This is a genomic window from Acinetobacter sp. CAU_H_60 (assembly GCF_058599385.1).
The window spans coordinates 72,230-96,440 of record NZ_CM178653.1 but is presented as its reverse complement, the minus strand read 5'-3'; the positions used below and the strand labels follow the sequence as shown (position 1 = coordinate 96,440).

The following is a 24,211-nucleotide window of genomic DNA, read 5'->3' as shown; positions in this document are numbered from 1 at the left end:
AATACCATCCTCAAATCATTTTAACTTTTTAGTGCAGAATTTTTATCTTGGCACGTGTATAGCTTGCTGTTTTATATTGCATTTCACATCTTCAAATCGCTTTGGATAAAACCCTCCAGATTGAATGATGAACACATTTTTGAGTCTGCAGAACCGTGTTCCTATACTTCGAATATCGGTCCTCTATTGAAAATATGCAAGTGATATTTTGATTTTTTTAGCAAAAGGACAACCGTTCGTGACAACTGCTTACCGGATCGTGATTGACCTTCCAGATTTAGAACAATCGAAATACTATTCACATGACCTTCCCAAAATTAAAGCAGTCTTTGCCCTGTTCATAGAAGATCTATGTCTTTACTTTAATCAGCTTCAAAATTGAGTCTCTATTCTTAAAATTAATTTAAATATAAAAATTTAACTCGCTTTAAAAATCCTATAAACCTTCTTCTCCCCATATCTCAAATTATCATCAGCTCAAGACGATGAAATATTTCTGTCAGCGATCAATTTTGACTTTATTTTTACTTATTAATCTGTATCCTTAAGCTGCTTTCTCGGGGGAGATATTTAAATGAAATTTACACAAATCGCGGCACTTTGTGCATTGGCTTCAACAGCAGCTTTCACTCAGGCAGCAGTTTGGCAAGATTTTAGTCTGTCAGCTTTATATGGTGAAAACTATAAAGCACCATTTGCAGCTGGTAATGAAAAAATTGATCAATCAACCATTACTGCTGAATATGCAGCTGGTTTAAAATATGGTGATATCTTCGCCTTTGCTGACCGTACCAATAATGATTTCGGTAATGAAACTTACTTCGAAGTTGCACCGCGTTTAAGTTTAGGTGCAGTCACTGGTCAAAAGCTTGAGCTTGGCCCAATTAAAGACGTGCTTATTGCGACTACTTGGGAAGGCAATAGCGGTGCGAGTGACTTTAATAACTACCTATACGGGATCGGTTTTGCACTTGATATTCCATATACTAGCTATGCGAATATTAACTTCTACAAAGCTGACAATGACCTGCAAAAAGACGATTATCAAATGACGATCACTTATGCAGTTCCATTTAAAATTGGTGGCGAAGAGTTCCTGGCAGATGCTTTCCTGGACTGGTCAACCGCTGAAGGTCCTGATCACAAAAGCGAATTGAACTGGACTTCACAATATAAATGGAACGTTGGTAAGCATATCTCTCCTGAGACTAAACTTTACCTTGGTATTGAACATTCTGTTTGGAATAACAAATTCGGTACTGACGTTGATCAACACGATGTCAGCGCATTGGTTAAATACCACTTCTAAGTTTTTAGAATGAATAAAGCAGGACTTCGGTTCTGCTTTTTTATTGCCTAAATTCAGGTTATGGTTAGATATTCTCTTTCTTTTTTGGCATCTGCTTATGAGCTTTGTTATTCGTCCTGCTCAAATTCAAGATTTGGAACATCTACTCCCGATCTACAATGCTGAAATCTTATACGGAACCTCAACCTGGAATAGCACGCCAAAAACGATCCAGGATTTCCAGAACATGCTGAATGAATTAAATGCTCAGCAATTTCCTTTATTAGTAGCTGAGCATTCAGCATTCAGGCAAATTGCAGGTTATGCGGATTATTCTATATTTCGACCCATTCAGGGCTTTAAACACACTGTTGAACATTCTGTCTTTATTCATGCAGACTTTATTGGGCAAGGTCTGGGTAAAGCTTTGATGCTCAAGCTGATTGAACATGCCCGACAAAATGCTATCCATGTCATGGTCGGTGCCATTGACCATGAAAATCATGCATCGATTGCCTTACATGAGAAATTAGGTTTTAAACAAACCGGTTATATGCCGGAAGTTGGACAGAAATTTGGACAATGGCGCGATCTGGTATTGATGCAACTCAACCTGAATTAAACCAAAATATTTTATTTTTTATGTAAAACTTAATCTAATTGGATCAATAATCTGTTAGAAAAATTACTGATAGATAAAATTTTCTATTAAAACCAGAATAATGTCAGTTGAGTAAAATTATGAATAAGTTGCTTATCTTTATCAGTATTCTCCCTCTGAGTAATTTCAGTTTCGCCAATTCAGACTTTGAAACTGAACTCCGATCCGAATGTGCCAAGGTGAAAAGCTATGCCAACTCGGGAAGAAAATTTTATGATCAGAAACAGTATCAAAATGCGCTAGGACAATTTCAACAGCAAGCTTCCTGGTCTGCCTTTTGTGCAATGCATAGTGAAAATAGCGGTGTATCTTTTTCCGAGAATGCCATTACCACTGCTTTTAATAATGTCGGGTTAAGCTATTTTAAATCAGGAAAGCCACAATGGGCACGGGCCTGGTTTTCAGTCTTTCCTCAGGCCAAAAGCAGTCAATTTAATTTAAAACAGCTTCCTCCTCCGCAAAAAACTCAAAACTTGGCAGGCATTTATATACGGCATGCTGGCTTCGGTCACTGGAATACCATTCAAGTCAAACGGATTAAAAATTCTTATCAGATTCATTTTAATGGCTTATATATGGGACTAAATAGCATGATTTATGGTCCAAATATAGGTGAATTTGAAACCACAATGCCTGTTAATAAAAATCAAATGACCTATCGATCAGATGACTGCAAAATTAATCTCAATTTTGCTTTTGATCCTAAACAGGGGCAGCAGGTGATTTTAAAACAGGACAATGGCAGTTCAGGTTGTGGCTTTGGACATAATGTCTATGCAGATGGACACTATTTAAAAGTTGAGTCTTAAATTGAGTTGTTAAAAAAGCCCGCGATTGCGGGCTTTTTAATAGGTATTAGCAGCAAATCATTTTAAACAACGATATCCGCCAGATTACCTTTCTGTTCCAACCAGTCTTTGCGATCACTGGCGCGTTTTTTGGCCAACAGTTTATCCAGTAAGCCTGAAGTCAGGTGCACATCATCCAGATCTAGCTGCACCAGACGACGAGTATTTGGATCCAAAGTAGTTTCACGGAGCTGGCTGGCATTCATCTCGCCTAAACCTTTGAATCGGGTGATTTGCGGATTCTTGGTTTTACATTTTTTCAGGATGCCTTCCAGTTCATCTTCATCCAGCGCATAGTGCACATCTTTAGCATCATCAATACGGAATAGTGGTGGCATCGCTACAAACAGATGCCCTTCCTCGACCAGAATCGGAAAGTGTTTTACGAACAGCGCACATAACAAAGTCGCAATATGCAAACCATCCGAGTCGGCATCGGCAAGAATACATATCTTGCCATAACGCAGTTCAGACAGATCATCTGAACCTGGATCGACCCCAATCGCGATTGCAATGTTATGTACTTCCTGAGAGGCCAGCACTTCATCCGAAGAGACTTCCCAGGTATTTAAAATTTTCCCGCGAATCGGCATGATCGCCTGGAAATTTTTGTCACGTGCCTGCTTGGCCGAGCCACCCGCAGAGTCTCCTTCCACAATAAACAGTTCAGACTGATCCAGATCATGTCCAACACAATCTGACAGTTTCCCAGGTAAAGTCGGACCAGCGACAATTTTCTTACGCTCAACTTTCTTAGCTGCTTTTAAACGGCGACCCGCTTTGGAAATGGCCATTTCTGCCAGTTGCATAGCGATGTCTGAATTCTGGTTCAGCCACAGTGCAAACGCATCTTTGGCAATATTCTGCACAATGCCTGAGGCTTCACGGCTAGATAAACGTTCCTTGGTCTGACCAGAGAATTGTGGCTCTTGGAATTTCAGCGACAGGATATAGTTCACCCCATCCCAGACATCTTCTGCAGACAGTTTCATATTCCGTGGCAACAGGTTACGCAGCTCACAGAACTCACGCATGGCATCGGTCACACCCGAACGTAAGCCATTCACGTGAGTACCACCCTGTGCGGTTGGAATCAGGTTGACATAAGATTCCTGAATACTTTCTCCACCTTCTACATTCCAGCAGATGGCAAATTCTGCACTGGCACGCTCAGCATCACCTGTCGCCACAAAAGCAGGGGCCGGAATAATTTCACGGTCTTCCAGCTCATCCATCAAATAGTCGACCAGACCATTTTCAAACTGCCAGATGATCTTTTCATCATTAATCTGGTCGATATAGTTAATTTGCAGACCAGCGGCCAATACCGCTTTGGCTTTTAAATTATGTTTTAAGGCTTTAAGGGCAAATTTGGGCGAATCGAAATATTTGGTTTCTGGCCAGAAATGAACAGTTGTCCCTGTGGCACGTTTCGGTGCCTTGCCTTCCAGCACTTCTAGTGGTGCAGTCGGTTCACCATTTTCAAAGGCCATTTTATACAAATTGCCGTGACGCTGAACTTCAACTTCTACGCGGCTAGAAAGCGCGTTGACGACCGAGATCCCCACCCCGTGCAGACCGCCAGAAAATTGATAGTTATCGGTACTGAACTTACCACCGGCATGCAGTTTGGTCAGGATAATTTCAATCCCGCTCTGACCATATTCCGGATGAATATCAACCGGCATACCACGGCCATTATCTTCGACCGATAATGAACCATCCTTATACACCGTGACCGTGACTTTATTGGCATGTCCCGCCAGTGCCTCATCGACCGCATTATCAATCACTTCCTGCGCCAAGTGGTTTGGACGAGAGGTATCGGTATACATGCCCGGACGACGACGCACCGGATCTAGACCAGATAAAACTTCAAGAGATTGAGCCGTATATTGAGACACGTTATTCGGTTTCCTTTTTTATGCAGTCGGATAAAAACTGTAAGAGCAGCGGAATTTTCTCCGCAAAATCATCCATGCCATGGCTGCCATTGGCCTCGGTCATCAGCAGTGCAGGTGGACGAGCTGAACTATAATAGCGATGTGCTGCACGATAATCCAAAACTTCATCGCCTTGTTGTAACAGCACTAATATTTTGTCTGCATCTTGTGCAGTTGGTAGCGCCATGGCTTCGAGCTGGCCAAGATCTGCGTCATTCAGGCACCAGTTCGGATGAACCTGCAGAGGCAATTCATCATCAAACAGTTCACGAAACAGCTGCCATGGTCGCATTGCCGGATTGATCAGTACAGCCGGCACATGCGCTTGAGCGACCAGATATGTCGCATAGAATCCCCCGAGGCTACTGCCGACCAATGCCACCTGGTCCATCGACTGGATCAATTTAGAAATCTTCTGAATTGCAGCCATGGGCGGCATGTTCAAATCGGGTAAATGCACCTGAATATCCGGGTACTTGGCACAGTATTGTTCCAATAACTGGCCTTTAATCGAGCTGCTACTACTCTTGAACCCATGCAGGTAAATGATATTCATCGGCAATCAATAAAAAACAAACAAAATGTCAAAATTTAATTTAAAAGTGTGAAATACACTTCATTTTATAACCACTTAATTGCTTAAATTGTCTGACAAAAAAGCCTTTAATGTTATGCAATTCTCGCTATTTTAAGAGTATTCCGAATAAATTGAGAATCAAGAATACTGAAAAAAGAATTTATACCGCGAAGTGCTCAAAAAAGAAAGATGTCTACGGGTCATATAAAGGATAGGATCAAATGCCAAGTTTAACGCCATTGCATGAAACCTATTGTCGATGGGATCGAACTCCGCTTAGCCAGGCAGATGTCCTGGAAGGCCTGGCACAATTGGTCACCATGCGCTTTAGTGATGTAGTACAGGAGCTGATTAAATCGATTCAGCGTGAAATTTTAATGAGCGTATTCGGGCTGAGTGAAAAAAATTCCAAAACTTTCCAGAATATTCCTTATATCGTACGTCTGTATCAAATGTCTTATGACATGATCTTTCATTATGGCAATACCCTGATTGCGCCTGGACTGCGCCGTATTATTGAAAGATTTCCAAAATTACATAATAAACCTCTGACCCCGACCATGCATTTTATGGTCAGTGCCCTGAACGGGATTATTGGCGATTATCTGCTGAAATATCAGAATCCTCTCGCCCTGCCGATGCTCATTTACGATCATTATGGTTCTCTGCAACAAGGTGAGCTAACCGGACGCATTACCCTATTTGTGCATGGTCTGTGCATGAACCATTTGGACTGGTCAACCCGCAAATATCCGGGTATTGGGGAAAAATTGCTGGCTCAGCGTGACCATAACACCATGCTGTACCTGAACTACAATACCGGACGCCGCATTTCAGCCAATGGCCGCAGTCTGGCCAATGCCTTGCAGGATCTGGTCAAACGTAATCCAGGAATTACCAGTATTGATCTGATCGGACACAGTATGGGCGGTCTGGTGTCACGCAGTGCCCTATTCTATGGCAAACAGAATGTCTATGACTGGATTCCGATGGTGGAAAATCTGGTCTGTCTGGGTTCACCGCATCATGGTGCGGTACTGGAACGTTTTGGTTTTAGCTTGCAGGAAAAACTTGGACATTTTCCTTTAGTGAAAATTGTAGGGCATGTGGTGAATATTCGCAGTAACGGGATTCTGGACTTACGTCATGGCAGTGTCCGGGATGATGACTGGGAACATAATCCGGTACGGATTGGCTTTATGGACGACAACCGTAAACCAGCCCCGATTCCTGCGCATATCGATGCCTATCTGGTGGCAGGTACAATCGAGTTTGAACACCATACCAACAAAACGCTTAATGTGATCGGCGATTATCTGGTCAGTGTCAAAAGTGCCTTGGGCGAACATCCCCACCCGCGTTTTGACCTGAAAGTACCCGACGCACATAAGGCGATTTTCTATGGCTTGAACCACTTTGAAATTCAGTATCATCCGTTGGTGGCTGAACAGATTGTGCGCTGGTTCTATCCAAGTGTGGAAGATGAAGCCTATACACAAATTCATGAATACGTGACCGATCTAGATAGTATTGAAGGCATTGCCCTGACCTGATTGAAGATAAAAAATTTGGTTCGCCTCTAAGAGAGTGATAAAAAAAGCCAGTCTGTAGACTGGCTTTTTGATTCCAATTTTGAAAATCAGTATTTATCTCTTAAACGTTTGACGGGCGCAGTCTGATATTTGCGAAATAACTGCCACAGGCTGATCAGCAATAAGATACTGAAGAACACCAATGACCAGACCGGTAAAGATTGCCCCAAGAACGTCCAGTCAATTGCGGCACATTCACCTGAACCATTTAATACCTGCTGTAATACCGATTTCATCGGCAAAGTTTCCAACCAGTAATCCAGACCTGGGCCGCAGCTCGGCACTCGATCCGGTGGCAGGTTCTGTAGCCAGACATGCCGTGCAGCTACACCGACTGACCATAAGATACTGAGCGAGCCTAAGAAAGCATATACGCGCTTCATGGCATTGGATTTCGGATTATGCAGCAACGCAATCAGGGAAATAATCCCTAGTCCGATCAATCCGATTCGTTGAAACACACACAATGGGCAAGGGTTCAGGCCCTGTCCATGCTCAAGATATAAAGCAAATGCCATCCCGGCAATAGATGCCAAAAACAACACACCACTCACGAAGCGATAACCCCATTGCATGGTTAATCCTCTTATTTATTATCGATATTGGGCTAAATATTCAGTAAAACTGATCGTATTATCTTGCTCGAGCTGGTGTTGTTGCTGCAATGACTTTTGTGACAATTCATTGAAATATTTAAGTGTTTCTTTGCTTAATCGATGTGATTCATAGAGATTGCTATGCTGATGGGCCAAATGCTGGCCAAATTGCCACATGCTGCTGTGGCTACGGATATCTCCGACAATCAGGGCTGACAAGGTCGCATCGACTTCATCGACACGGATCTGCATCGCTTGCATGGCGCTACTATATAAATCAGTGTCATAAGCCTGATCGAGCAATTGAGCCAGTGGCTGCATACGTTGCAAATGCAGATTACACCAGTCTTCAATCATATAACGCTGACCATTTTCCATAATTGCAGCGTTATAGGCGCGACCACGATTCACCACTTCTGCCTGATTCTGGTCAATGATTTCCTGTTCTGCATCCAGCAATGCCGGGCTGTCTTGCAATAAGCAGTACAGTGCCACTACTTCCAGGAAGCCGGCAGTATCTTCATTGATCCCGATCGCGCTATACGGATTGACATCTACAGCACGCAGCTCGACATAGCCGATCCCGCGATTTTGCAAGGCTTGCGATGGAGTTTCACCTTCTTGAGGTACCTGCTTCGGACGCACCAGACTGTAGTATTCATTTTCAATCTGTAGCACATGGTCATTGATCTGAATTGGCTGACCATTGGCATCATCCAGACCCAGACGGGTAAACTGTTTATACGGTGTTCTGACCGCTTTTTGCAGACCTGCCAGATAATCCTGCAGATTATTGTAGTGAATACCCAGCTGTTTCTGTGCCGAATTCTGGTAGCCAAAACGTCCCATCCGTAATGCAGTCGAATAAGGCGTATATAAAGTACCGCGCACCAGCGGGAATAAGTGGTGATCACGTCCAGTCATAAAACACTGACAAACTGCTGGACTGGCACCAACCAGAAAAATTACCAGTGGCGTCAAACGAATAAAGTTACGGATCAGCCCCATATAACGATGGCTGCGATAATCTTGCAGGCTTAAAGCGCGTAGCTCTTCATCGGCTTCCTGTTCTTGTAGCGCTGTAAAGAAATGATCCGGGAAAGACAGATTATAGTGAACCCCGGAAATGGTCTGCATACGGCGACCATAACGCACGCCTAAACCATGACGATACAGCGTTTTAAATAAGCCAATATTGGAACTGCCATATTGTGCTAACGGGATATTTTCATCCTTGCTGTCGAGCATGCACGGCATGGACATCGGCCAGAGCTTTTCATCATTTTTCAGATGACGGTGTACAAAGGCATGAATATCAGTCAGGTAGTTGAGAGCTTCATTAATACTCTCTTTCGGCGGAGTAATAAACTCCATTAAGGCTTCAGAATAATCAGTCGTAATATGCGGATGTGTCAGAGCTGAACCTAAGGCATGAGGATGCGGTTCCTGCGACAGAAAACCATTGCTTTGCATACGCAAGCTCTCACGCTCGATACCGCGCAGCATTCCTTTGATGAGCGACGAATCTACCCATTCCGGTAATACATCATGGGCAGTCGATTCAGGTTGACTCATTACAATCTCGCTTAATGGGGGTAACTATTAAAATAGAATCATCGGTTTAGCTTAGTATACCGCGATTTCCAGACAGCACATGCTGCCCTGCCTAGTTTTCAAGCAAACCATTGATTTTTAGTTGGGCAAATTTTTAACACAAAGTTTCTCTATAAGACATGTGAAATTTGTGATTTTATTGACAAATAAATGCTAATAAATTGTAAACATTATGAATTATCAAGATATTTTAGACTTCTGGTTTAGTCCTGAAACACAACCCAACTGGTTTGCCAAAAGTGACCAGTTCGACCAAAGTTTGAAGGAAAAATTTGGCGATATTCTGGAACAGGCGAGTAAAGCTGAACTGTGGTCATGGCGCAAGAATGCTGACGGCCGTCTGGCAGAAATCCTTGTTCTGGACCAGTTTTCACGCAATATTTTTCGGGATACGCCGCGTGCTTTTGCTCAGGACAGTCTGGCTTTGGCACTGGCTCAGGAAGCCATCAGCCAGGATCTGGACAAGCAGCTGAGCCCGGAGCAACGTTCCTTCCTTTATATGCCTTTCATGCATAGCGAATCTAAATTAATCCATGAATTTGCGCTAAAATTATTTCAGCGCCTCGGCAATCCAGAAAACCTCGAATATGAAATCAAGCATAAAATCATTATTGACCGTTTCGGACGCTACCCACATCGCAACCAGATTCTGGGCCGTGAATCCACCGAGGAAGAATTGAGTTTCCTGACCCAGCCAGATAGCAGCTTCTAGAGGTCTGTAACTCGCTGGATCATCCTATCAGGAGAACGAAGATGAAAAAAACCGTCATTGCCCTGACCCTTGCGACGACTGCCCTGCTTTCCGGCTGTGCAACGACACCGTCCAAGCCGCTTACCTTTGACCAGCTCGGCCAGTACAGCACCACCCCACTGAACGCCAACACCTACCGCATCAGCTTTCAGGCGCGACCTAATATGAGTTTCGGTACGGCCGAAGAAATCACCCTGCTGAAAGCTGCTCAAACTACGGTACAAAATGGCTTCCAGTTTTTCCGGGTACTGAACGATCCTAGTAACCGTACCCAGCAACCACCGCGTCAGGCGATTGTCTATCCGGCGCCTAGCGTCTATCCATACGGCTATTATCGTCCTTATGGTTATTCCCGCCGCTATCCGGGATTCTGGCCCGATCCATTCTATGACCAGCCCTATACTGTCACTTTAGATCCTGCTCAAGTGGCTTATACCATTGAGTGCTTTAAAGCCGGTCAGGAGCCGAAAGATGCTTTTGATGCGCGCTTGATTTTACAATCACTTGGCGCTAAATATGGAGTAAGTCCATCCGGCCAAGTACTCCAACCGCAGCCGGCCACGCCCCAATAACAGGATGATTTATGCAGAAAGAGCAGCCGTCACCTAGCTTACAACGCAGTAAACGTTTTGCGACCATTGCACTGGTCGTCGCAGTACTGGCTTGGCTGGCGCTGATGATTACTGCAAAACTGCTGCCTGAATATGTCTGGCTGATTCATATCCTGATGCTCTCTGCCGAAGCAGGTGTAGTCGGTGGTCTGGCGGACTGGTATGCGATTACCGTGCTGTTCCGCAATCCTTTTGGTCGGCTGCCGATCCCGAAATTTTTACGTGACCATACTGAAATTATTCCACGCAATAAAGCCCGGATTGCCGAATCTATGGGTCGCTTTGTGCAGGAAAATTTCCTTTCCCCGCAAATTGTGCAGCGCAGTCTGGCCAGTACCGATTTAAGTCTGGCTGCCGGCCGCTGGCTGGCCAATCCACAGAATAATGCTCAGGTCACACAAGTGATTCAGCAGACTGTACCTAAAGTATTTGAATTTGTCGGGCAGGAACAGATCGCCGGATTTATTCAGAGCAACAGTGTGCAATGGGTCAAAAATACCCAGATCAATACCTTGGCCAGCGAAATGTTACGCGCTGTTTTAGAAAATGATTTCCATCAGGATGTGCTGCAACGCGGCCTGGATGTGGTGCATGCCTGGATGACTTCACATCCGGAACAGACCCGTGAGCTGACCCGCACTTTATTCAAGGAAATGGGGGTCTGGCGTCTGGCCAAAGGCGCGAGCTGGATCGGCATTGATGTGCAGCAACGCAGTATCGATTCGGTGATTCAGCGGGTGGAAGCCATGCTGGCAGATCCCGATCATCCATGGCGGCTTAAAATTGAAGAAACTGCTCAAGAACTGATGCAGCAATTGGCAGACTCTGAAAGTATGGCCAGTCAGCGACTGAATGAAACCAAAGATGCTCTACTCGACAGCCCGCAAGTGCTAAATTTTATCAGTGGTGCAGTGGTCATTTTATGCGATGCCATCAAGGCGGATTTGCAAAAGCCAGATTCGGGGATTGCGGAGAATCTGCGAGTCGCCATTCAGCAAGTCGGTGAGAATATTATTTCAAATACCTCAGTGCGTGAGTTACTGAATAACCGTCTCAGTGGTATCGCTGTAGACCTAAGTGACCAGTACAGTGAGAAAGTGATTCGTTTTATCAGTGAACGTATTCATGAATGGGATTCGACCGAGATGATCGACAAGATTGAAAATGAAGTCGGTGGTGACCTGCATATGATCCGGGTTAATGGTGTCGTGGTCGGGGCCTGTATTGGTCTGATCCTTGGAATCATCCGTGCTGCAGTCGAGCATCTGATTTAATTGATTTTTAGTTAGAGAGCCTATCTGTTAGTGAATGCTTTTTACCTTCTAGAACTTCTTTCTTAATTCTCATTGATAGAAAACAATTATTTGGGTGGCTGATTTCCTGACATATCGACCAGCAAGCCGGCAAATTTGCGTACAAAAGGTAAAAGCGTCACCACAATCGGAAAAGCAATCGCCCAGGAAATCATCCAGTTATGAAACCAGAGGGCCATAAAGCCCTCAATCCAGCCCAGATTGCGCAGCATGTTAATCATGGAAATAATTCCACTCATCAGGCAGGACAAGATAAAAGGCACAATGACCAAGGCCCATTTGGCTGGAAGTTTGGGAATATTGCCGATGATGGTCGGACGCTGTTTTGAATCCATGCTGACTCTTTTTATAGTTTCAATCAGGCTAATATAGGCCATTTTGATTGCTGGATGATTCATTTTTTATAGTAAAGTTTGCAACTTATTTATTCCCCTCTTTCTCATGTGATCCTTCATTGATGACCGACCGATGGATAGAAACCATAGGCTGCTAATCGTATATTTTTTATTCCCCATAAATGGTTTTACCTAAAGAGTCGGAAATTTGCTATATTTGCTGTTTTTCTGCGATATCTATTTTCGACTGATTATGAATACGGCAATCCAAGCAGCTCTCGATCATGCAGTGCAAACTTTACAGGCACAAAACGTACTCCCATCTGACTGGAACAATACAAGTAATTTGACGCGTACCAAAGACCGCAGCCACGGTGACTTTGCATCAAATATTGCCATGATCGCGTCTAAAGCTGCGGGGATGAAACCGCGTGATTTAGCAGAAAAAATTCTTGCTGCCCTACCTGAAGTGGCGGATATCAGCAAGGCAGAAATTGCAGGCCCAGGCTTTATTAACTTCTTTTTAAATGCAGACCAGCGTTTTGCTGTGCTGGATCAGATTCAGGCTCAACAGGCAACGTATGGTCGTACCCAGGCCAATGCGGAAAAACGCGTTCAGGTTGAATTTGTTTCTGCGAACCCGACTTCTAGCCTGCACGTAGGTCATGGTCGTGGCGCTGCTTATGGTATGACTGTTGCAAATCTGCTTGAAGCGACAGGTGCCAAAGTTGATCGCGAATATTACGTCAACGATGCTGGCCGTCAGATGGATATTCTGGCGACTTCAACTTACTTACGTTATTTAGAATTGACGGGTCAGGAACTGGTGTTCCCGAAAAATGCCTATCAAGGTGACTACGTCAAAGAAATCGCACAAAGCATTATTGATAAAGACGGCGATATCTATGTTCGCCCTGTTGCAGACGTTTATAAAGATGTCCCTGAAGATGTACAGTACGCTGCCGAACCGGATGCTGAAGGCAATAAGGTGGTGGTTTCAGGCGATAAAGAAAAGCACATTGATGGCCTGATCTTTAACTCACAAACTTTATTAAATGAAGGTTACCGCGTATTCCATCAAGCTGCGTTAAAAGCCATCCTTGATGATATTAAAGATGACCTTGGTGAATTCGGGGTGACTTTCAATCAATGGTTCAGTGAAGCGACTTTGACTGAAAAAATTGATGAAGCGCTACAAACTCTAGATCAGCGTGGCTTCCTGTATGAAAAAGATGGCAACATCTGGTTCAAGTCGACTGAATTTGGTGATGAAAAAGACCGCGTGGTTAAACGCCGTAATGGTCAAACCACTTATTTTGCCTCTGATATTGCGTATCACCTGAACAAATTACAACGTGGCTATACCGATATCATTGATATCTGGGGTTCAGACCACCACGGTTATATCGCACGTGTAAAAGCCGCGATTGATGCTCTGGGCTATGACTCGAAAAAACTGACTGTACTTCTGGTTCAGTTTGTCAGCCTGTGGCGTGGTGGCGAGATGGTACAGATGTCATCTCGTTCAGGCCAGTTCGTGACTTTGCGTGACCTGCGCAAAGAGGTCGGGAATGATGCAGCGCGTTTCTACTATGTTATGCGTAAATCTGAACAGCATATTGACTTCGACCTTGACCTTGCCGTATCTCAAAGCAAAGACAACGCCGTATATTACATCCAGTATGCGCATGCGCGGATCTGTCGTATGTTAGAAAAGGCAGCGTCTACAGGCGTGAACTTTGACGTCACCACTGCACGTGGTCTGGCAGCTAAACTTGAGCTGGAAGCGGAAACCGAAATTCTGGCAAAACTGGCAGCTTATCCAGAGATTGTCGTTCGTGCTGCAAATAGCTATGAACCACATCAGATTGGTAACTACCTGAAAGAGCTGGCTGCGCTGTTCCATGGCTGGTACAACGACAACAAGGTTCTAGGGGATGATGCAGAATTAACTCAGGCACGTTTACTGTTATCTGTAAATATTCGCCAAGTGCTGCGTAACGGTCTAGAACTACTTGGTGTATCTGCACCTGAGTCAATGTAAAGCACTGCTTTTACATTGACGCAAGACGAAGAGCTCTGCTCGAAGTCAGCATGCTAGTCATTGCCGTTTATCTGTTGAATAAACATTTTGTAACTTCGGCTATGTGTTTGAAGATGCAGATAAATTAAAATTCTGTGTGATTTGTGATCTAGATAATGACTTTTCTATCATGATCACATAGGATGAAGTCATAGTAGGGGCATAACTGCTGTTATGCCTTTTCTATTTGCCCCGATAAATAAGAGGAAATCCCAAGTGTTTGGAAAAACGCAGCGCGGTGTATCTGAAAGACCGAATAAGCCTAAAAAGCCACTTATTCCTACCTGGCTTGGCACACTCGTGATCATTTTAATCGTGTTAAGTTTTTTAATGGCACTCATGCTGTGGAAGCCATGGGAACCTGTTAAACCTAAAAACCAGGCTACGGCTGAGCATTCTCAAGAAGAAGATACCAATAAAGACTACCGTTTTTATGATCTGTTGCCACAACAGCAAGTAACACCGATTCCTGAAGAGGCGGTTCCTGAAGCAAAAAATCAGGAAGCAGTGGTGATTGTAGAGGCACCAAGACCAGAAGTTGATGAATCAGAAACAGCAACTGAGCCGGGTCTGGATGCAACCGAAGCCCCAACTCCTGCTTCTGCAAGCTATATTTTACAAGTCCGTAGTTTTGATGACCCGGATCAGGCAGATGCCCGCCGTGCAGAAATCATTCTCAACGGTTTATCTGCAGATGTAGTCCGCAGTGTGGAAAATGGCAAGGTTTGGTATCGTGTAGTATCTGGACCTTATGACTCAGCGGAATCTGCCATTATTGCACAGCAAACCTTACAGCACAGTGGTATCGATTCGATCGTAGTCAAACGATAAGGTTTAAATATAAAAAGCGCCAGATGGCGCTTTTTTTGGATCTTTTATCTCCTCCCTTTTTTAAAGGGAGGTTGGGAGGGATTTTAATTTTTTAACTCCCTCTTGCGAAGCAAGGCTTCTTACCTTTTTCAAAGGGAAAGAATCTAAAGGATATTTGTTATCATGAGATTCCCTCCTGAGCAAGCTTTGAAGCAATGCTTTGAATTGAAGTGCAAGAGGAGGAAATTAGAATATTTAATCCCCCTCAATCCCCCTTTTTCACAGGGGGAAGCAACACAACAGGAGATTAAAAGCTTTTTATAGGGTATGCCCCAACGCCTCACCCATCAACACGGTTGAATTGGCTTTAAACTTCTCATCCCATTGCATCTTGTTTTCTTCAAACAGAATAACAGCGGTTGAACCTAAGTAGAAACGACCCAGCTCAGCACCTTTTTCTAAGAAAAGATTATGTTGATTCAGCTCGATACGGCCAGAGGGTTTTACTTTGCCAGTCGCTACAGTTTCAATACCAGCCACAATCATCGCGCCAACTAGAACCACTGCCATACGACCCAGTTCAGTATCAAACAGACATACCATACGTTCATTACGGGCAAACAGGCCCGGAATATTTTCGGCTGTGGTCTGGTTGACTGAGAACAATTCACCCGGTACATATAAAGTTTCGGTCAGAGTCCCGGCGAATGGCATATGGACACGGTGATAGTCACGTGGTGACAGATACACGGTCGCAAACTCACCATTCTTGAATGGTTCTGCAAGTTGCGGATCAGCAATCAGGTTTTCAACCGTAAACTTCTGGCCTTTGGCCTGAAACACATCGCCATTTTCAATTTTACCCAGTTGGGAAATCGCGCCATCTGCCGGAGATACAATCGCAGTTGAATCAGCATCGACCGCACGCACCCCGGTTCTTAATCCACGGGTAAAGAAATCATTAAATGATTTGAATTTCAGGGCATTGGTTTGCTCAGCAATCGACATATCAATCCCGTATTTGGTCTTGAATGCTGCGATCACGGCTGTTTTTACAATCGGATTTTCGCTGGCTGCAATTTTTCCCACCACACGGGACAGGCGATGCTGTGGCACCACTTTTTGGGCCTGGATAAACAGTTGTTGTTTTAGACGCGATGTGATGCTCAAGATGGCACCTCTCCTGTAGCGATTGGACTATCGAGGCGGTTGCCCCATTCACTCCACGCACCATCATAGGCTCGAATATTCCAGCCGAATAAGCGACCCAGAATATAAGCCAGACCTGAACGGTGATGGGACTGACAATACACCACAACCGGCTGATCCAGATCAAATCCCAGTTGTTCCAGACGCTGCTGAGTACGTGGTAAAGGATGTAATTTTAAATGATTTTGCCGGTTAAGGGCAGTACTCCACTCAAAATGACGTGCGCCTGGTATGTGACCACCGCGTCGCGCGGCCAGACGCAGGCCAGTATATTCATCTTCTGTACGACAATCCCATACCTGAATTTTTTCATTTTGAATGAGTTGTTTTAATTCATCATAATCAATCTGAAACTCGGCCTTTCTTTCAAGATTAACAGGAACGAGATGATCGACAGGTGTAAACGTTTCCTGATCTGATGAAGTCGGTAGTCCCGCACCCAGCCAGGCATGGATGCCGCCATTGAGTAAACTGGTATTTTCAAAGCCCATGCAATGCAGGTTCCAGAGCAGGCGCCCTGCCCACGCACCGCCTTCATCATCATAAGCCACGACATGATGTTCAGGAGAAATATTCAGATAACGAATTAAAGCTTTCAGCCCTTCTACGTCCGGTAACAGGCCCATGGCTGTTTCTTCCTGACGAACCAGCAGCTTGGGTTGCAGATGTAAGGCATGTGGAATATGCAATTGTTCATAAACCGACGCCCGGCTTAAATCAACAATTCGAAGTTTTTCGTGTCCCAAATGCGGAACCAAATCTTCTGCTTCAATCAGCAGACCAAAGTCAAAGGCGGAAGCGGTCATCTTAGTAGTTGTCATTGCGGTCAAATCCTTTTGATCTTAGCACAGCTCATTTTTTCAATTATGTTGTTTTTATCTAGATCCTTAGCATAATTTTAGCTAAAGCTAATTTAAGAAAGGCCATCATTTAAGAAAAAACCGCCTCATGATTGAAGCGGTTTTTTGAATAAAGCAGAGATTTTTAGGCAGGTTCTGAGATATTGAACACCTGACGCAAATACGCCAGGAAGGTATCATTATCCGTCATGGTTTTTCCTGGACTATCGGAGATTTTCGCCACGGATTGACGGTTACATTCCACCAGTTTCAATACGATATTTAGCGGCGTCTGCCCCATATCATTGGTCAGATTGGTGCCGATCCCGAAACTGACCTGAAAGCGGTCTTTGAAGTATTGATGCAATTTCCAGGCTTTTTCCAGATTAAGACCATCACTAAAAGTCAGCATTTTGGTTTTGCTGTCAATTTTCAGCTTTTTATAGTGAGCATAAGCTTTGTCACCCCATTCATAGGGATCGCCACTATCATGACGCAAGCCATCAAACAGTTTGGCAAAGTACAGGTCAAAGTCACGCAGGAAAGCATCCATACCGACTACATCGGTCAAGGCAATTCCGAGGTCACCGCGATATTCCTGTACCCAGGTTTCCAGGGCTGCTTTCTGGAAATTACGCAAACGCACATCTAACGCCTGAAAGGCTTGCAGAAATTCATGCGCCATGGTGCCAATCGGGGTAATGCCCAACTCTTTGGCTAAATACACATTACTGGTCCCACGGAACACGTGCGGTGCAGCTTTATTGAATTCTTCGACAACATGCTTTTGCCAGTCAAAACTATAACGACGGCGGGTACCAAAGTCTGACACCAGGAACGGTGGATCATTCGGGTTCTGCGCGGCATCATACTGTTTTAAAAGTTCAATTTTAGCTTTTAAACGGCGTTCACCTTCGGCTAGCACTTCAGGTGTACGAATGCGGCTGAAATACAGTTCATTGACAATGGCCAGTACAAAGATTTCAAACATCATTGCCTGAACCATGGGGCCTTCAATAGTAATATCCAAGCGGCCTTCATTATCGATGGTGGCCTTAATAAAACGGCGTTTGAGCTGGAATAGTTCCAGATAATCCACAAAATCGCTTTTGATAAAACGCAGGCTGCGTAAATATTGTAATTCGTCTTCTTTAAATTTGAGCTGACACAGCAAATCCAGTTGATGATTCAAATCATCCAGAATATCCGTCAGCGGATATTCCGTGTCTTCCAGATTGCGACAACGGAAATGATAGACACTATGCGTTTGCGGAAACTTGTGTAATACCACTTGTAGCATGGTGAATTTATACAAGTCAGTATCTAACAAAGAGTGGATAATTGGAGCCATAACTAAGGAAAATATCGCTGTGCTTATCCCGCATTAAAGCATAAAAGTTTAGGCAATATTGCAGGATTTACGTACAGCTAGCTGAATTATCGACAAAAGTTCAAGAAAATAAACTGCTTCCTGCTCGGTTATTTGACTGCTTTCAGCCCGTTTTCCTGTTCCTTGATAATTTTCTGTAGCTGCTTTTCCTGACCGATCACCTTGGCAAATTCAGCTGTGGTTTTTTGCCCGGTTTTCTTGGCTTGAGCATCACAGTCGACCTGACGCAGCTGTTTGGCAATGGCAAATTCCATTTTGAACAAGGCACCCATCAATGCCGTATTGCCACGCTTGTCCCGGGCGCAGCGGTCTGCCCCTTTGGCCAGTAAGGTGGTCACGATATCCTGATGGCCATAATAGGTCGCCATCATCAACGGGGTATAACCATCTTGATTGCGTATATCGACTGGAAAGCCGTGTTTTAAAAATTCATTGATCACTTCGCTATTGCCAATTTTAGCCGCAGCAAAAAACAGATCGATCAATTCCTGTTGTGAGGTCATCTGAACGCTTGCCGCAGTTTTTGCAGGGGAGACATTCTTCACTTCAGCAGCAGTTGCGAATGCAGAGCTAAAGGCAAGAATACTGGCTAAAAATGCATATGGCAGAACTTTCATGATGAACTCCAACAGAAATCGAAAGGAAAATTTAAGTCTCTAAAGACTTAATTGACCTGAGATGGAATAAAAAACAGAGTGCCTGTAAAACTCCCCCTAGGGTGCAGGAAAGGTTTGGAGTATTACAGGACTTTTTGGAGGTGATGCGCTAGGCCCTAGTCACCAGTTCCTCAAGACCAATCGGAATTAGTCTTTTAATTTTGCAGCTTTGGCTTTAACGATGGCGATGTCACCATTTACAGCTTTGGTCATACGCATACCGTAGTCCGCATCTGCCTTATAGAAGTAAGACAACATGATGTGCTTGGTTTCTGAATCTTTGACATTGCCCAGATCAGCCGCCAGGTTCATGATCAGGTCATCTTTCTCTTTGGCAGTATATGAACGGTACAAGTCACCTGCTTGCTTGAAGTTTTGCTCTTTAGTACTGATCTGTTGCACATGACCAGTCAATGGCGTTTCAACTGCACGCGCTTTTTCAGTCGCCGGTTTTGGCTCTTTACGGCTTGGCTCGTAGTTCACATCAGAGTCACGTTCAGACACATTCATGTGACCTTCCTGGTTATTGTTGTTCACATTCACCACAGGACGGTTTACCGGAATTTGCTGATGGTTCGCACCTAGACGATACATTTGTGTATCTGAATAAGAGAAGATACGGCCTTGAAGCAAACGGTCTTCAGATGGTTCGATACCTGGGACCAGATTACCTGGTGCAAATGCAGCCTGTTCAGTTTCATTGAAGAAGTTCTTCGGCATACGGTTGAGTGTCAATGTACCGACTTTCACTTCTGGAACCAGTTTGGTTGGCCAGATTTTGGTTGGGTCTAGCGGATCGAAATCAAAGCTGTTCAGATCTTTAGGATCAAGCACCTGAATATACAGATCCCATTTCGGGAAATTACCTGCATAGATGTTGTTATAAAGATCATTGGTCAAGTGATTGAAATCTTTACCTTGTTGCGCAGCCGCTTCTTTGACATTTAAGCCCTTCACGCCTTGTTTAGAGCGGAAGTTGAATTTCACGTACTTGTATTCGCCTTTGTCGTTATACAGTTTGTAGGCATGTACACCAAAACCGTCCTGTTCGCGGTAGCTGGTTGGGACACCTTGCTTGCCATAAACATAAGTCAGCATGTTGGTTGCCCAAGGCTGGCTAGACAGAAAGTCAAACACACGGTTGGCATCTTGTACGTTGGTGACGGGGCTTGGTTTCATCGCGTGGATGAAGTCCGGGAATTTGATCGCATCACGGATAAAGAAGACTGGTGTCTGGTTACCGACCAAATCCCAGTTACCTTCCTGAGTATAGAATTTGATGGCAAAACCGTGCGGATCACGTAGGGTTTCTGGTGAACCTTTACCATGAATGACAGTAGACATGCGCACAAAAACTGGAGTTTTAGTACCGGCCTTGAATAAAGAAGCAATTGTTAAATCAGACAGATCTTTCGTCGTAACGAATTCACCATAAGCCCCTGTACCACGTGCGTGAACCACACGTTCAGGAATGCGCTCACGGCCAAAACGTTGCAGTTTTTGAACCAGTTGCACATCTTGTAGCAAAGTTGGACCTTGTGGACCCGCAGTGATCGAGTTCTGATTGTCACCGACTGGTGCCCCGTTATCTTTGGTTAATGGCGCAGCTTGTACAGCTGTCACCGTTGCAAGCATTGCAACAAGTAATGAACGCTTAAACATTTCTAACTCTCTCAATTTAATACCTTTCCTGCATGCAGCTAAGATACGTGAGAGTATAAAATAGATAAAACAGATAATTTTTATAATTATGATCGTGTTTTTAGATAGTTTAAAATATTATCAATGCTAATCAATCAATTAAGCCCATTTTTTAGACATTAACTTAATAATAGATGAGTCTGATCTTGCTACAATGGCGGCAATTTTGAATCTGACTAAAATTGATTATGCGTGCATTATTACAACGGGTACTGGAAGCCAAAGTCGTGGTCGATGGTGAAACCACCGGAGAAATTGGCAAAGGTATTCTGGTTTTTCTGGGCCTCGGTAAAGAAGATAATCTGGAAAAAGGCAAAAAACTGATTGATAAGATATTGAAATACCGTTTCTTTGATGATGAGCAGGGCAAGATGGGCTGGAATGTCAGTCAGGCCGGTGGCGGTTTACTGCTAGTGTCCCAATTTACCTTGATGGCGCAAACTCAAAAAGGCTTACGCCCGGACTTTGGTCCCGCCATGCCGCCAAGCGATGCCAAGGTCTTGTATGAACAGCTGGTTGAATATGCGCAGAGCCAGTTCGAAAATGTACAAACCGGTATTTTTGCGGCCGATATGAAAGTGCATCTGGTCAATGATGGGCCGGTAACGTTTAATCTGGAAGTTGAATAAACCGTCATTGTTCCAAAATGAAAAAAGCCCTCTTGATGAGGGCTTTTTTATGATAATCCTTCCCTAGCCCCTCCTTTAATTAAAGCAGGGGGATTAGGAGTTATTTACCAGTTTTCTCTTTAATAAACTGGCGTGCCATTTTCACTTTTTCTTTGACCGGTTTTGGCAGTTTAGGCGGAATCATTTTCGCAACCTGGTTAAACCAGACCAGCAGACCAAAATCACCTTCCATTTTAATCGTGCCACTTTGCATACCGGTCATGAATGCAGTCGGATCACCTTTGAGCAACGTTTTTACACCCTGTTCGCTGTCAGCAAATTGCAGCACAAAATCAGCTTTTTCTGCATCACCTGAAACAGTATCGATATGACCATTATTCACAACGATCTGACGTGCCATTCCTTCATCTGTTCCGATCTGGATACGGAACTGGCGTTCATGTACCAATTCAATAAATTTCGGGCTGGTGCGTGCTAACTGCTTCATACGTAATGCAAGACCTGCGACCAGCAAATCAAGTGGATCGGTACTGAGGTCAACCAGAGGAAGTTTGAGCACAGGAATGGAGGACAGTTTCATGGAATTATGCCTATTCTAATTGTACGAAAATTGACAAATATCCTAGCATAGATCAAAGCCAGGCAGATGCAGGACTTTGTATCATATTTCTAAACGAAAAATGCACCCGCAGGTGCATTATTTCGCTGATATAAGAGAACTTAACGGCTAGATAGCTGCTGCTGATCATCTTCATACACAGGTGTATGTTCGATATAACGGCGTTTAGCCAAAGCACGCTCTGCACGTCGATCTTCACGCAATAACAGTAAGGTCACTACGACCATCACGGCCGTTAAAGCTGTCAGATAGCTATATGTCATCGGGAGCTCAAACAAGGCTTGAGTACCTACTCGAATCACTTCGATCAGGCCCCAGGCCAGCATTCCCGCAGCCATAAAACTTAACCAGCGACGATAAGGCGAGAAGAAAACAGCAAGCACAGCCGCGGCGACTAAACTAAAGCCTACGAGAGTTGCTAGATTCGCTGTTACCATATAAACCCCTCCATCCAAAAGGATAGTGTGTATGCTTGATATTGCAACCGTCCTACCTATTGAATTTCGTTAAATCAATAAAAATGGAATGTGTTGATTTGTATCTCTATGCATGCATTATGCTGAGTTTTTTACATAAAAAAAGTCCTGTTTTCTCCCCTTACGACATACTCTGTCGCGATATTATTTTGTCATTACATTTTTTATTTTCACAGTATTTGTGGATCAATTGCTGCGTCAATGTTGGCGTGTCATTACAAAATCATATGCCCTTTCATCGACTTAAAAAAAATATTTTCCGTTTAAGATGATCGGGGTATTTATAGACAAGCTATGCCGTCCCTCGATAAAAGTTAAGCTAAAAATATAAAAAAACGCGACCCTAAGGCCGCGTTGGATTTCATCGCAAAGCTATGTGTTACGCGCGGCTCAGATCTTTATCATGGACACCGAGCAGGTATAACACACCATCTAGACCCACGCTGGAAATGGCCTGATTGGCATTCTGGCGAACTAAAGGTTTGGCACGGAAAGCGACACCCAGACCCGCAATTGAAAGCATTGGCAGGTCGTTGGCGCCATCACCCACAGCAATGGTCTGTTCCAAAGAAATTCCCATATTGTCGGCAATTTCGCGGAGCAATAAAGCCTTGCGTGCGCCATCTACGATATGACCTTTGACTTCCCCCGTCACCACGCCATCCTGCACATCCAGAACGTTGGCATGAACTTCATCAATTCCCAGCTTGGCTTGCAGATATTCTGCAAAATACTGGAATCCGCCAGACAGAATCGCGGTACGGTAGCCCAGTGCTTTCAAAGTTGAAATCAGGCGTTCTGCACCTTCAGTCACAGTTAGACGTTCTGCAATTTTTGGCAATACCGATGCATCCATGCCTTTTAATAAAGCAACACGGGCACGGAAACTTTGCTGGAAGTCCAGCTCGCCCTGCATCGCGCGTTCAGTAATTTCAGAGACTTGGATACCGACTCCAGCTTCAATTGCCAGCTCATCAATGACTTCCTGCTCGATCAGGGTCGAGTCCATGTCAAAGCAGACCAGACGGCGATTACGGCGGTAAGCATTATCTTCCTGTACCGCGACATCGACATTCAGATTATTCGACAGGCTTAAGCAGGCTGCACGCATGGCTGCTGCATCCAGCATCTGGCCTTTCAGACCAAACTGTACACAGGCACGTTTAGGGCCAGTATTTGAACCATCCAGCTCAGGACGGCCAGAAAGACGGGTTACGGTTTCAATATTGAAGCCCTGACTAGACACAATCTGGGTCACGGCTTGCAGATGAGAGGCATTTAATTCCGGGGCCAATGCCGTTACGATATAACGCGTGCGACCACCCTCTCTTACCCACTGCTCATATTCAGCAGCAGAGATTGGTTTAAAGCGCACTGTTAACCCGATATCATGTGCTAGAATCAGGATTTCCTTCATGGCTAATGCTGTTGCAGTTTGGTCATCAGACGATACAACAATACCTAAGGTCAGTTGATTATGAATGACCGCTTGCCCCACATCTAGAATCTGTAAGGAATGAGCGGACAAAACCTGCATTAATCGTGTAAATTGATTAGGCTGGTCGGGTCCTAAGAATGATATAAGAATGATTTCTCGCATGAATTGACTCGGGTCTGAGCTACAACTATTGTTAGAATCATAATCGAAATTGAACAGAATTGCCTTGGAA

Annotated in this window: 24 protein-coding genes; 11 read left to right on the top strand and 13 right to left on the bottom strand. The window is 44.3% G+C overall.

The window, feature by feature from the left end; translation table 11 throughout:
• The first annotated feature begins 238 nt into the window (after positions 1 to 238).
• The 4 genes from AC4MBN_RS00455 to AC4MBN_RS00440 all read left to right on the top strand — a co-directional run bounded on the left by AC4MBN_RS00455 (position 239) and on the right by AC4MBN_RS00440 (position 2,758).
• Positions 239 to 382, top strand: coding sequence for a hypothetical protein (locus AC4MBN_RS00455; protein WP_419365460.1), 144 nt, complete (start codon positions 239 to 241; stop codon positions 380 to 382).
• Between the two features lie 192 nt (positions 383 to 574).
• Positions 575 to 1,309: an outer membrane protein OmpK gene (locus tag AC4MBN_RS00450; protein ID WP_180017282.1), complete on the top strand. Its 735-nt coding sequence runs from the start codon at positions 575 to 577 to the stop codon at positions 1,307 to 1,309.
• 97 nt (positions 1,310 to 1,406) lie between these two features.
• Positions 1,407 to 1,910, top strand: coding sequence for a GNAT family N-acetyltransferase (locus AC4MBN_RS00445; protein WP_159124201.1), 504 nt, complete (start codon positions 1,407 to 1,409; stop codon positions 1,908 to 1,910).
• A 119-nt stretch (positions 1,911 to 2,029) separates the two neighbouring features.
• A complete protein-coding gene (locus AC4MBN_RS00440; protein WP_491880469.1) occupies positions 2,030 to 2,758 on the top strand; it encodes a hypothetical protein in 729 nt (242 codons plus the stop codon).
• Positions 2,759 to 2,820: 62 nt separating this feature from the next.
• Here the strand turns inward: AC4MBN_RS00440 and parE are convergent, their stop codons facing one another.
• Complete coding sequence (parE, locus tag AC4MBN_RS00435) at positions 2,821 to 4,701, bottom strand: DNA topoisomerase IV subunit B (RefSeq protein WP_419365457.1); 1,881 nt, start codon at positions 4,699 to 4,701, stop codon at positions 2,821 to 2,823.
• A 1-nt stretch (position 4,702) separates the two neighbouring features.
• The gene (locus tag AC4MBN_RS00430; protein ID WP_491880468.1) at positions 4,703 to 5,296 is read right to left on the bottom strand and encodes a YqiA/YcfP family alpha/beta fold hydrolase; all 594 of its coding nucleotides are present in this window, start codon (positions 5,294 to 5,296) and stop codon (positions 4,703 to 4,705) included.
• Between the two features lie 242 nt (positions 5,297 to 5,538).
• On the opposite strand from AC4MBN_RS00430, the gene AC4MBN_RS00425 reads away from it, so the two are divergent.
• Positions 5,539 to 6,870, top strand: coding sequence for a PGAP1-like alpha/beta domain-containing protein (locus AC4MBN_RS00425; protein WP_395526682.1), 1,332 nt, complete (start codon positions 5,539 to 5,541; stop codon positions 6,868 to 6,870).
• Positions 6,871 to 6,956: 86 nt separating this feature from the next.
• Here AC4MBN_RS00425 and AC4MBN_RS00420 read toward each other — a convergent pair whose 3' ends face one another.
• Both AC4MBN_RS00420 and gshA read right to left on the bottom strand, forming a co-directional pair.
• The gene (locus AC4MBN_RS00420; RefSeq protein ID WP_419365455.1) at positions 6,957 to 7,484 is read right to left on the bottom strand and encodes a disulfide bond formation protein B; all 528 of its coding nucleotides are present in this window, start codon (positions 7,482 to 7,484) and stop codon (positions 6,957 to 6,959) included.
• An 18-nt stretch (positions 7,485 to 7,502) separates the two neighbouring features.
• Positions 7,503 to 9,080 (bottom strand): glutamate--cysteine ligase, encoded by a 1,578-nt coding sequence (gene gshA / locus AC4MBN_RS00415; protein WP_491880467.1) that lies wholly within the window; start codon positions 9,078 to 9,080, stop codon positions 7,503 to 7,505.
• 211 nt (positions 9,081 to 9,291) lie between these two features.
• On the opposite strand from gshA, the gene AC4MBN_RS00410 reads away from it, so the two are divergent.
• The 3 genes from AC4MBN_RS00410 to AC4MBN_RS00400 are packed head-to-tail and all read left to right on the top strand — an operon-like array spanning position 9,292 to position 11,755.
• On the top strand, positions 9,292 to 9,831 hold the full coding sequence (locus AC4MBN_RS00410) for a DUF924 family protein (RefSeq protein ID WP_034703170.1): 540 nt from the start codon (positions 9,292 to 9,294) through the stop codon (positions 9,829 to 9,831).
• Positions 9,832 to 9,872: 41 nt separating this feature from the next.
• Positions 9,873 to 10,442: a CC0125/CC1285 family lipoprotein gene (locus tag AC4MBN_RS00405; RefSeq protein ID WP_291359150.1), complete on the top strand. Its 570-nt coding sequence runs from the start codon at positions 9,873 to 9,875 to the stop codon at positions 10,440 to 10,442.
• An 11-nt stretch (positions 10,443 to 10,453) separates the two neighbouring features.
• Complete coding sequence (locus AC4MBN_RS00400) at positions 10,454 to 11,755, top strand: DUF445 domain-containing protein (RefSeq protein WP_419365453.1); 1,302 nt, start codon at positions 10,454 to 10,456, stop codon at positions 11,753 to 11,755.
• 86 nt (positions 11,756 to 11,841) lie between these two features.
• Here the strand turns inward: AC4MBN_RS00400 and AC4MBN_RS00395 are convergent, their stop codons facing one another.
• Complete coding sequence (locus tag AC4MBN_RS00395) at positions 11,842 to 12,129, bottom strand: DUF2798 domain-containing protein (RefSeq protein WP_125278848.1); 288 nt, start codon at positions 12,127 to 12,129, stop codon at positions 11,842 to 11,844.
• Between the two features lie 253 nt (positions 12,130 to 12,382).
• Here AC4MBN_RS00395 and argS point away from each other — a divergent pair, with 253 nt between their 5' ends.
• Together argS and AC4MBN_RS00385 are read left to right on the top strand one after the other, a co-directional pair.
• On the top strand, positions 12,383 to 14,173 hold the full coding sequence (gene argS / locus AC4MBN_RS00390; protein ID WP_491880466.1) for an arginine--tRNA ligase: 1,791 nt from the start codon (positions 12,383 to 12,385) through the stop codon (positions 14,171 to 14,173).
• A 255-nt stretch (positions 14,174 to 14,428) separates the two neighbouring features.
• Positions 14,429 to 15,043, top strand: coding sequence for an SPOR domain-containing protein (locus AC4MBN_RS00385; protein WP_159124212.1), 615 nt, complete (start codon positions 14,429 to 14,431; stop codon positions 15,041 to 15,043).
• 297 nt (positions 15,044 to 15,340) lie between these two features.
• Here the strand turns inward: AC4MBN_RS00385 and asd are convergent, their stop codons facing one another.
• From asd to AC4MBN_RS00360, 5 genes are all read right to left on the bottom strand, one after another.
• Positions 15,341 to 16,192: an archaetidylserine decarboxylase gene (gene asd / locus AC4MBN_RS00380; RefSeq protein ID WP_166137528.1), complete on the bottom strand. Its 852-nt coding sequence runs from the start codon at positions 16,190 to 16,192 to the stop codon at positions 15,341 to 15,343.
• Positions 16,189 to 17,037 (bottom strand): sulfurtransferase, encoded by an 849-nt coding sequence (locus AC4MBN_RS00375; protein WP_491880929.1) that lies wholly within the window; start codon positions 17,035 to 17,037, stop codon positions 16,189 to 16,191. Before AC4MBN_RS00375 ends, asd begins: the two co-directional genes overlap by 4 nt.
• A gap of 178 nt (positions 17,038 to 17,215) precedes the next feature.
• A complete protein-coding gene (gene pncB, locus AC4MBN_RS00370; RefSeq protein ID WP_312211139.1) occupies positions 17,216 to 18,421 on the bottom strand; it encodes a nicotinate phosphoribosyltransferase in 1,206 nt (401 codons plus the stop codon).
• A gap of 128 nt (positions 18,422 to 18,549) precedes the next feature.
• Positions 18,550 to 19,077, bottom strand: a complete 528-nt coding sequence (locus AC4MBN_RS00365; protein ID WP_168382674.1) for an ankyrin repeat domain-containing protein — start codon at positions 19,075 to 19,077, stop codon at positions 18,550 to 18,552.
• 186 nt (positions 19,078 to 19,263) lie between these two features.
• Positions 19,264 to 20,778: a catalase gene (locus AC4MBN_RS00360; RefSeq protein WP_491880465.1), complete on the bottom strand. Its 1,515-nt coding sequence runs from the start codon at positions 20,776 to 20,778 to the stop codon at positions 19,264 to 19,266.
• A 227-nt stretch (positions 20,779 to 21,005) separates the two neighbouring features.
• Here AC4MBN_RS00360 and dtd point away from each other — a divergent pair, with 227 nt between their 5' ends.
• Complete coding sequence (gene dtd, locus AC4MBN_RS00355; RefSeq protein WP_004281259.1) at positions 21,006 to 21,446, top strand: D-aminoacyl-tRNA deacylase; 441 nt, start codon at positions 21,006 to 21,008, stop codon at positions 21,444 to 21,446.
• Between the two features lie 100 nt (positions 21,447 to 21,546).
• Here the strand turns inward: dtd and AC4MBN_RS00350 are convergent, their stop codons facing one another.
• The 3 genes from AC4MBN_RS00350 to serB form a co-directional block, all read right to left on the bottom strand.
• Positions 21,547 to 22,026, bottom strand: coding sequence for an SCP2 sterol-binding domain-containing protein (locus AC4MBN_RS00350; RefSeq protein ID WP_004281258.1), 480 nt, complete (start codon positions 22,024 to 22,026; stop codon positions 21,547 to 21,549).
• A gap of 140 nt (positions 22,027 to 22,166) precedes the next feature.
• Positions 22,167 to 22,502, bottom strand: coding sequence for a ciprofloxacin tolerance protein AciT (aciT, locus tag AC4MBN_RS00345; protein ID WP_034703185.1), 336 nt, complete (start codon positions 22,500 to 22,502; stop codon positions 22,167 to 22,169).
• A 418-nt stretch (positions 22,503 to 22,920) separates the two neighbouring features.
• Positions 22,921 to 24,141 carry a phosphoserine phosphatase SerB gene (serB, locus tag AC4MBN_RS00340; protein WP_180002568.1) on the bottom strand — a complete coding sequence of 407 codons (1,221 nt, stop codon included), beginning with the start codon at positions 24,139 to 24,141 and terminating at the stop codon, positions 22,921 to 22,923.
• Positions 24,142 to 24,211 lie beyond the last annotated feature (70 nt).

Excerpts from the sequence above, each read along its gene's own strand:
- AC4MBN_RS00450 (WP_180017282.1), top strand. The coding sequence starts at position 575 with ATGAAATTTACACAAATCGCGGCACTTTGTGCATTGGCTTCAACAGCA.
- AC4MBN_RS00445 (WP_159124201.1), top strand. The coding sequence starts at position 1,407 with ATGAGCTTTGTTATTCGTCCTGCTCAAATTCAAGATTTGGAACATCTA.
- AC4MBN_RS00440 (WP_491880469.1), top strand. The coding sequence starts at position 2,030 with ATGAATAAGTTGCTTATCTTTATCAGTATTCTCCCTCTGAGTAATTTC.
- AC4MBN_RS00430 (WP_491880468.1), bottom strand. The coding sequence starts at position 5,296 with ATGAATATCATTTACCTGCATGGGTTCAAGAGTAGTAGCAGCTCGATT.
- AC4MBN_RS00425 (WP_395526682.1), top strand. The coding sequence starts at position 5,539 with ATGCCAAGTTTAACGCCATTGCATGAAACCTATTGTCGATGGGATCGA.
- AC4MBN_RS00420 (WP_419365455.1), bottom strand. The coding sequence starts at position 7,484 with ATGCAATGGGGTTATCGCTTCGTGAGTGGTGTGTTGTTTTTGGCATCT.
- gshA (WP_491880467.1), bottom strand. The coding sequence starts at position 9,080 with ATGAGTCAACCTGAATCGACTGCCCATGATGTATTACCGGAATGGGTA.
- AC4MBN_RS00410 (WP_034703170.1), top strand. The coding sequence starts at position 9,292 with ATGAATTATCAAGATATTTTAGACTTCTGGTTTAGTCCTGAAACACAA.
- AC4MBN_RS00405 (WP_291359150.1), top strand. The coding sequence starts at position 9,873 with ATGAAAAAAACCGTCATTGCCCTGACCCTTGCGACGACTGCCCTGCTT.
- AC4MBN_RS00400 (WP_419365453.1), top strand. The coding sequence starts at position 10,454 with ATGCAGAAAGAGCAGCCGTCACCTAGCTTACAACGCAGTAAACGTTTT.
- AC4MBN_RS00395 (WP_125278848.1), bottom strand. The coding sequence starts at position 12,129 with ATGGATTCAAAACAGCGTCCGACCATCATCGGCAATATTCCCAAACTT.
- argS (WP_491880466.1), top strand. The coding sequence starts at position 12,383 with ATGAATACGGCAATCCAAGCAGCTCTCGATCATGCAGTGCAAACTTTA.
- AC4MBN_RS00375 (WP_491880929.1), bottom strand. The coding sequence starts at position 17,037 with ATGACCGCTTCCGCCTTTGACTTTGGTCTGCTGATTGAAGCAGAAGAT.
- pncB (WP_312211139.1), bottom strand. The coding sequence starts at position 18,421 with ATGGCTCCAATTATCCACTCTTTGTTAGATACTGACTTGTATAAATTC.
- AC4MBN_RS00365 (WP_168382674.1), bottom strand. The coding sequence starts at position 19,077 with ATGAAAGTTCTGCCATATGCATTTTTAGCCAGTATTCTTGCCTTTAGC.
- AC4MBN_RS00360 (WP_491880465.1), bottom strand. The coding sequence starts at position 20,778 with ATGTTTAAGCGTTCATTACTTGTTGCAATGCTTGCAACGGTGACAGCT.
- dtd (WP_004281259.1), top strand. The coding sequence starts at position 21,006 with ATGCGTGCATTATTACAACGGGTACTGGAAGCCAAAGTCGTGGTCGAT.
- AC4MBN_RS00350 (WP_004281258.1), bottom strand. The coding sequence starts at position 22,026 with ATGAAACTGTCCTCCATTCCTGTGCTCAAACTTCCTCTGGTTGACCTC.
- aciT (WP_034703185.1), bottom strand. The coding sequence starts at position 22,502 with ATGGTAACAGCGAATCTAGCAACTCTCGTAGGCTTTAGTTTAGTCGCC.
- serB (WP_180002568.1), bottom strand. The coding sequence starts at position 24,141 with ATGCGAGAAATCATTCTTATATCATTCTTAGGACCCGACCAGCCTAAT.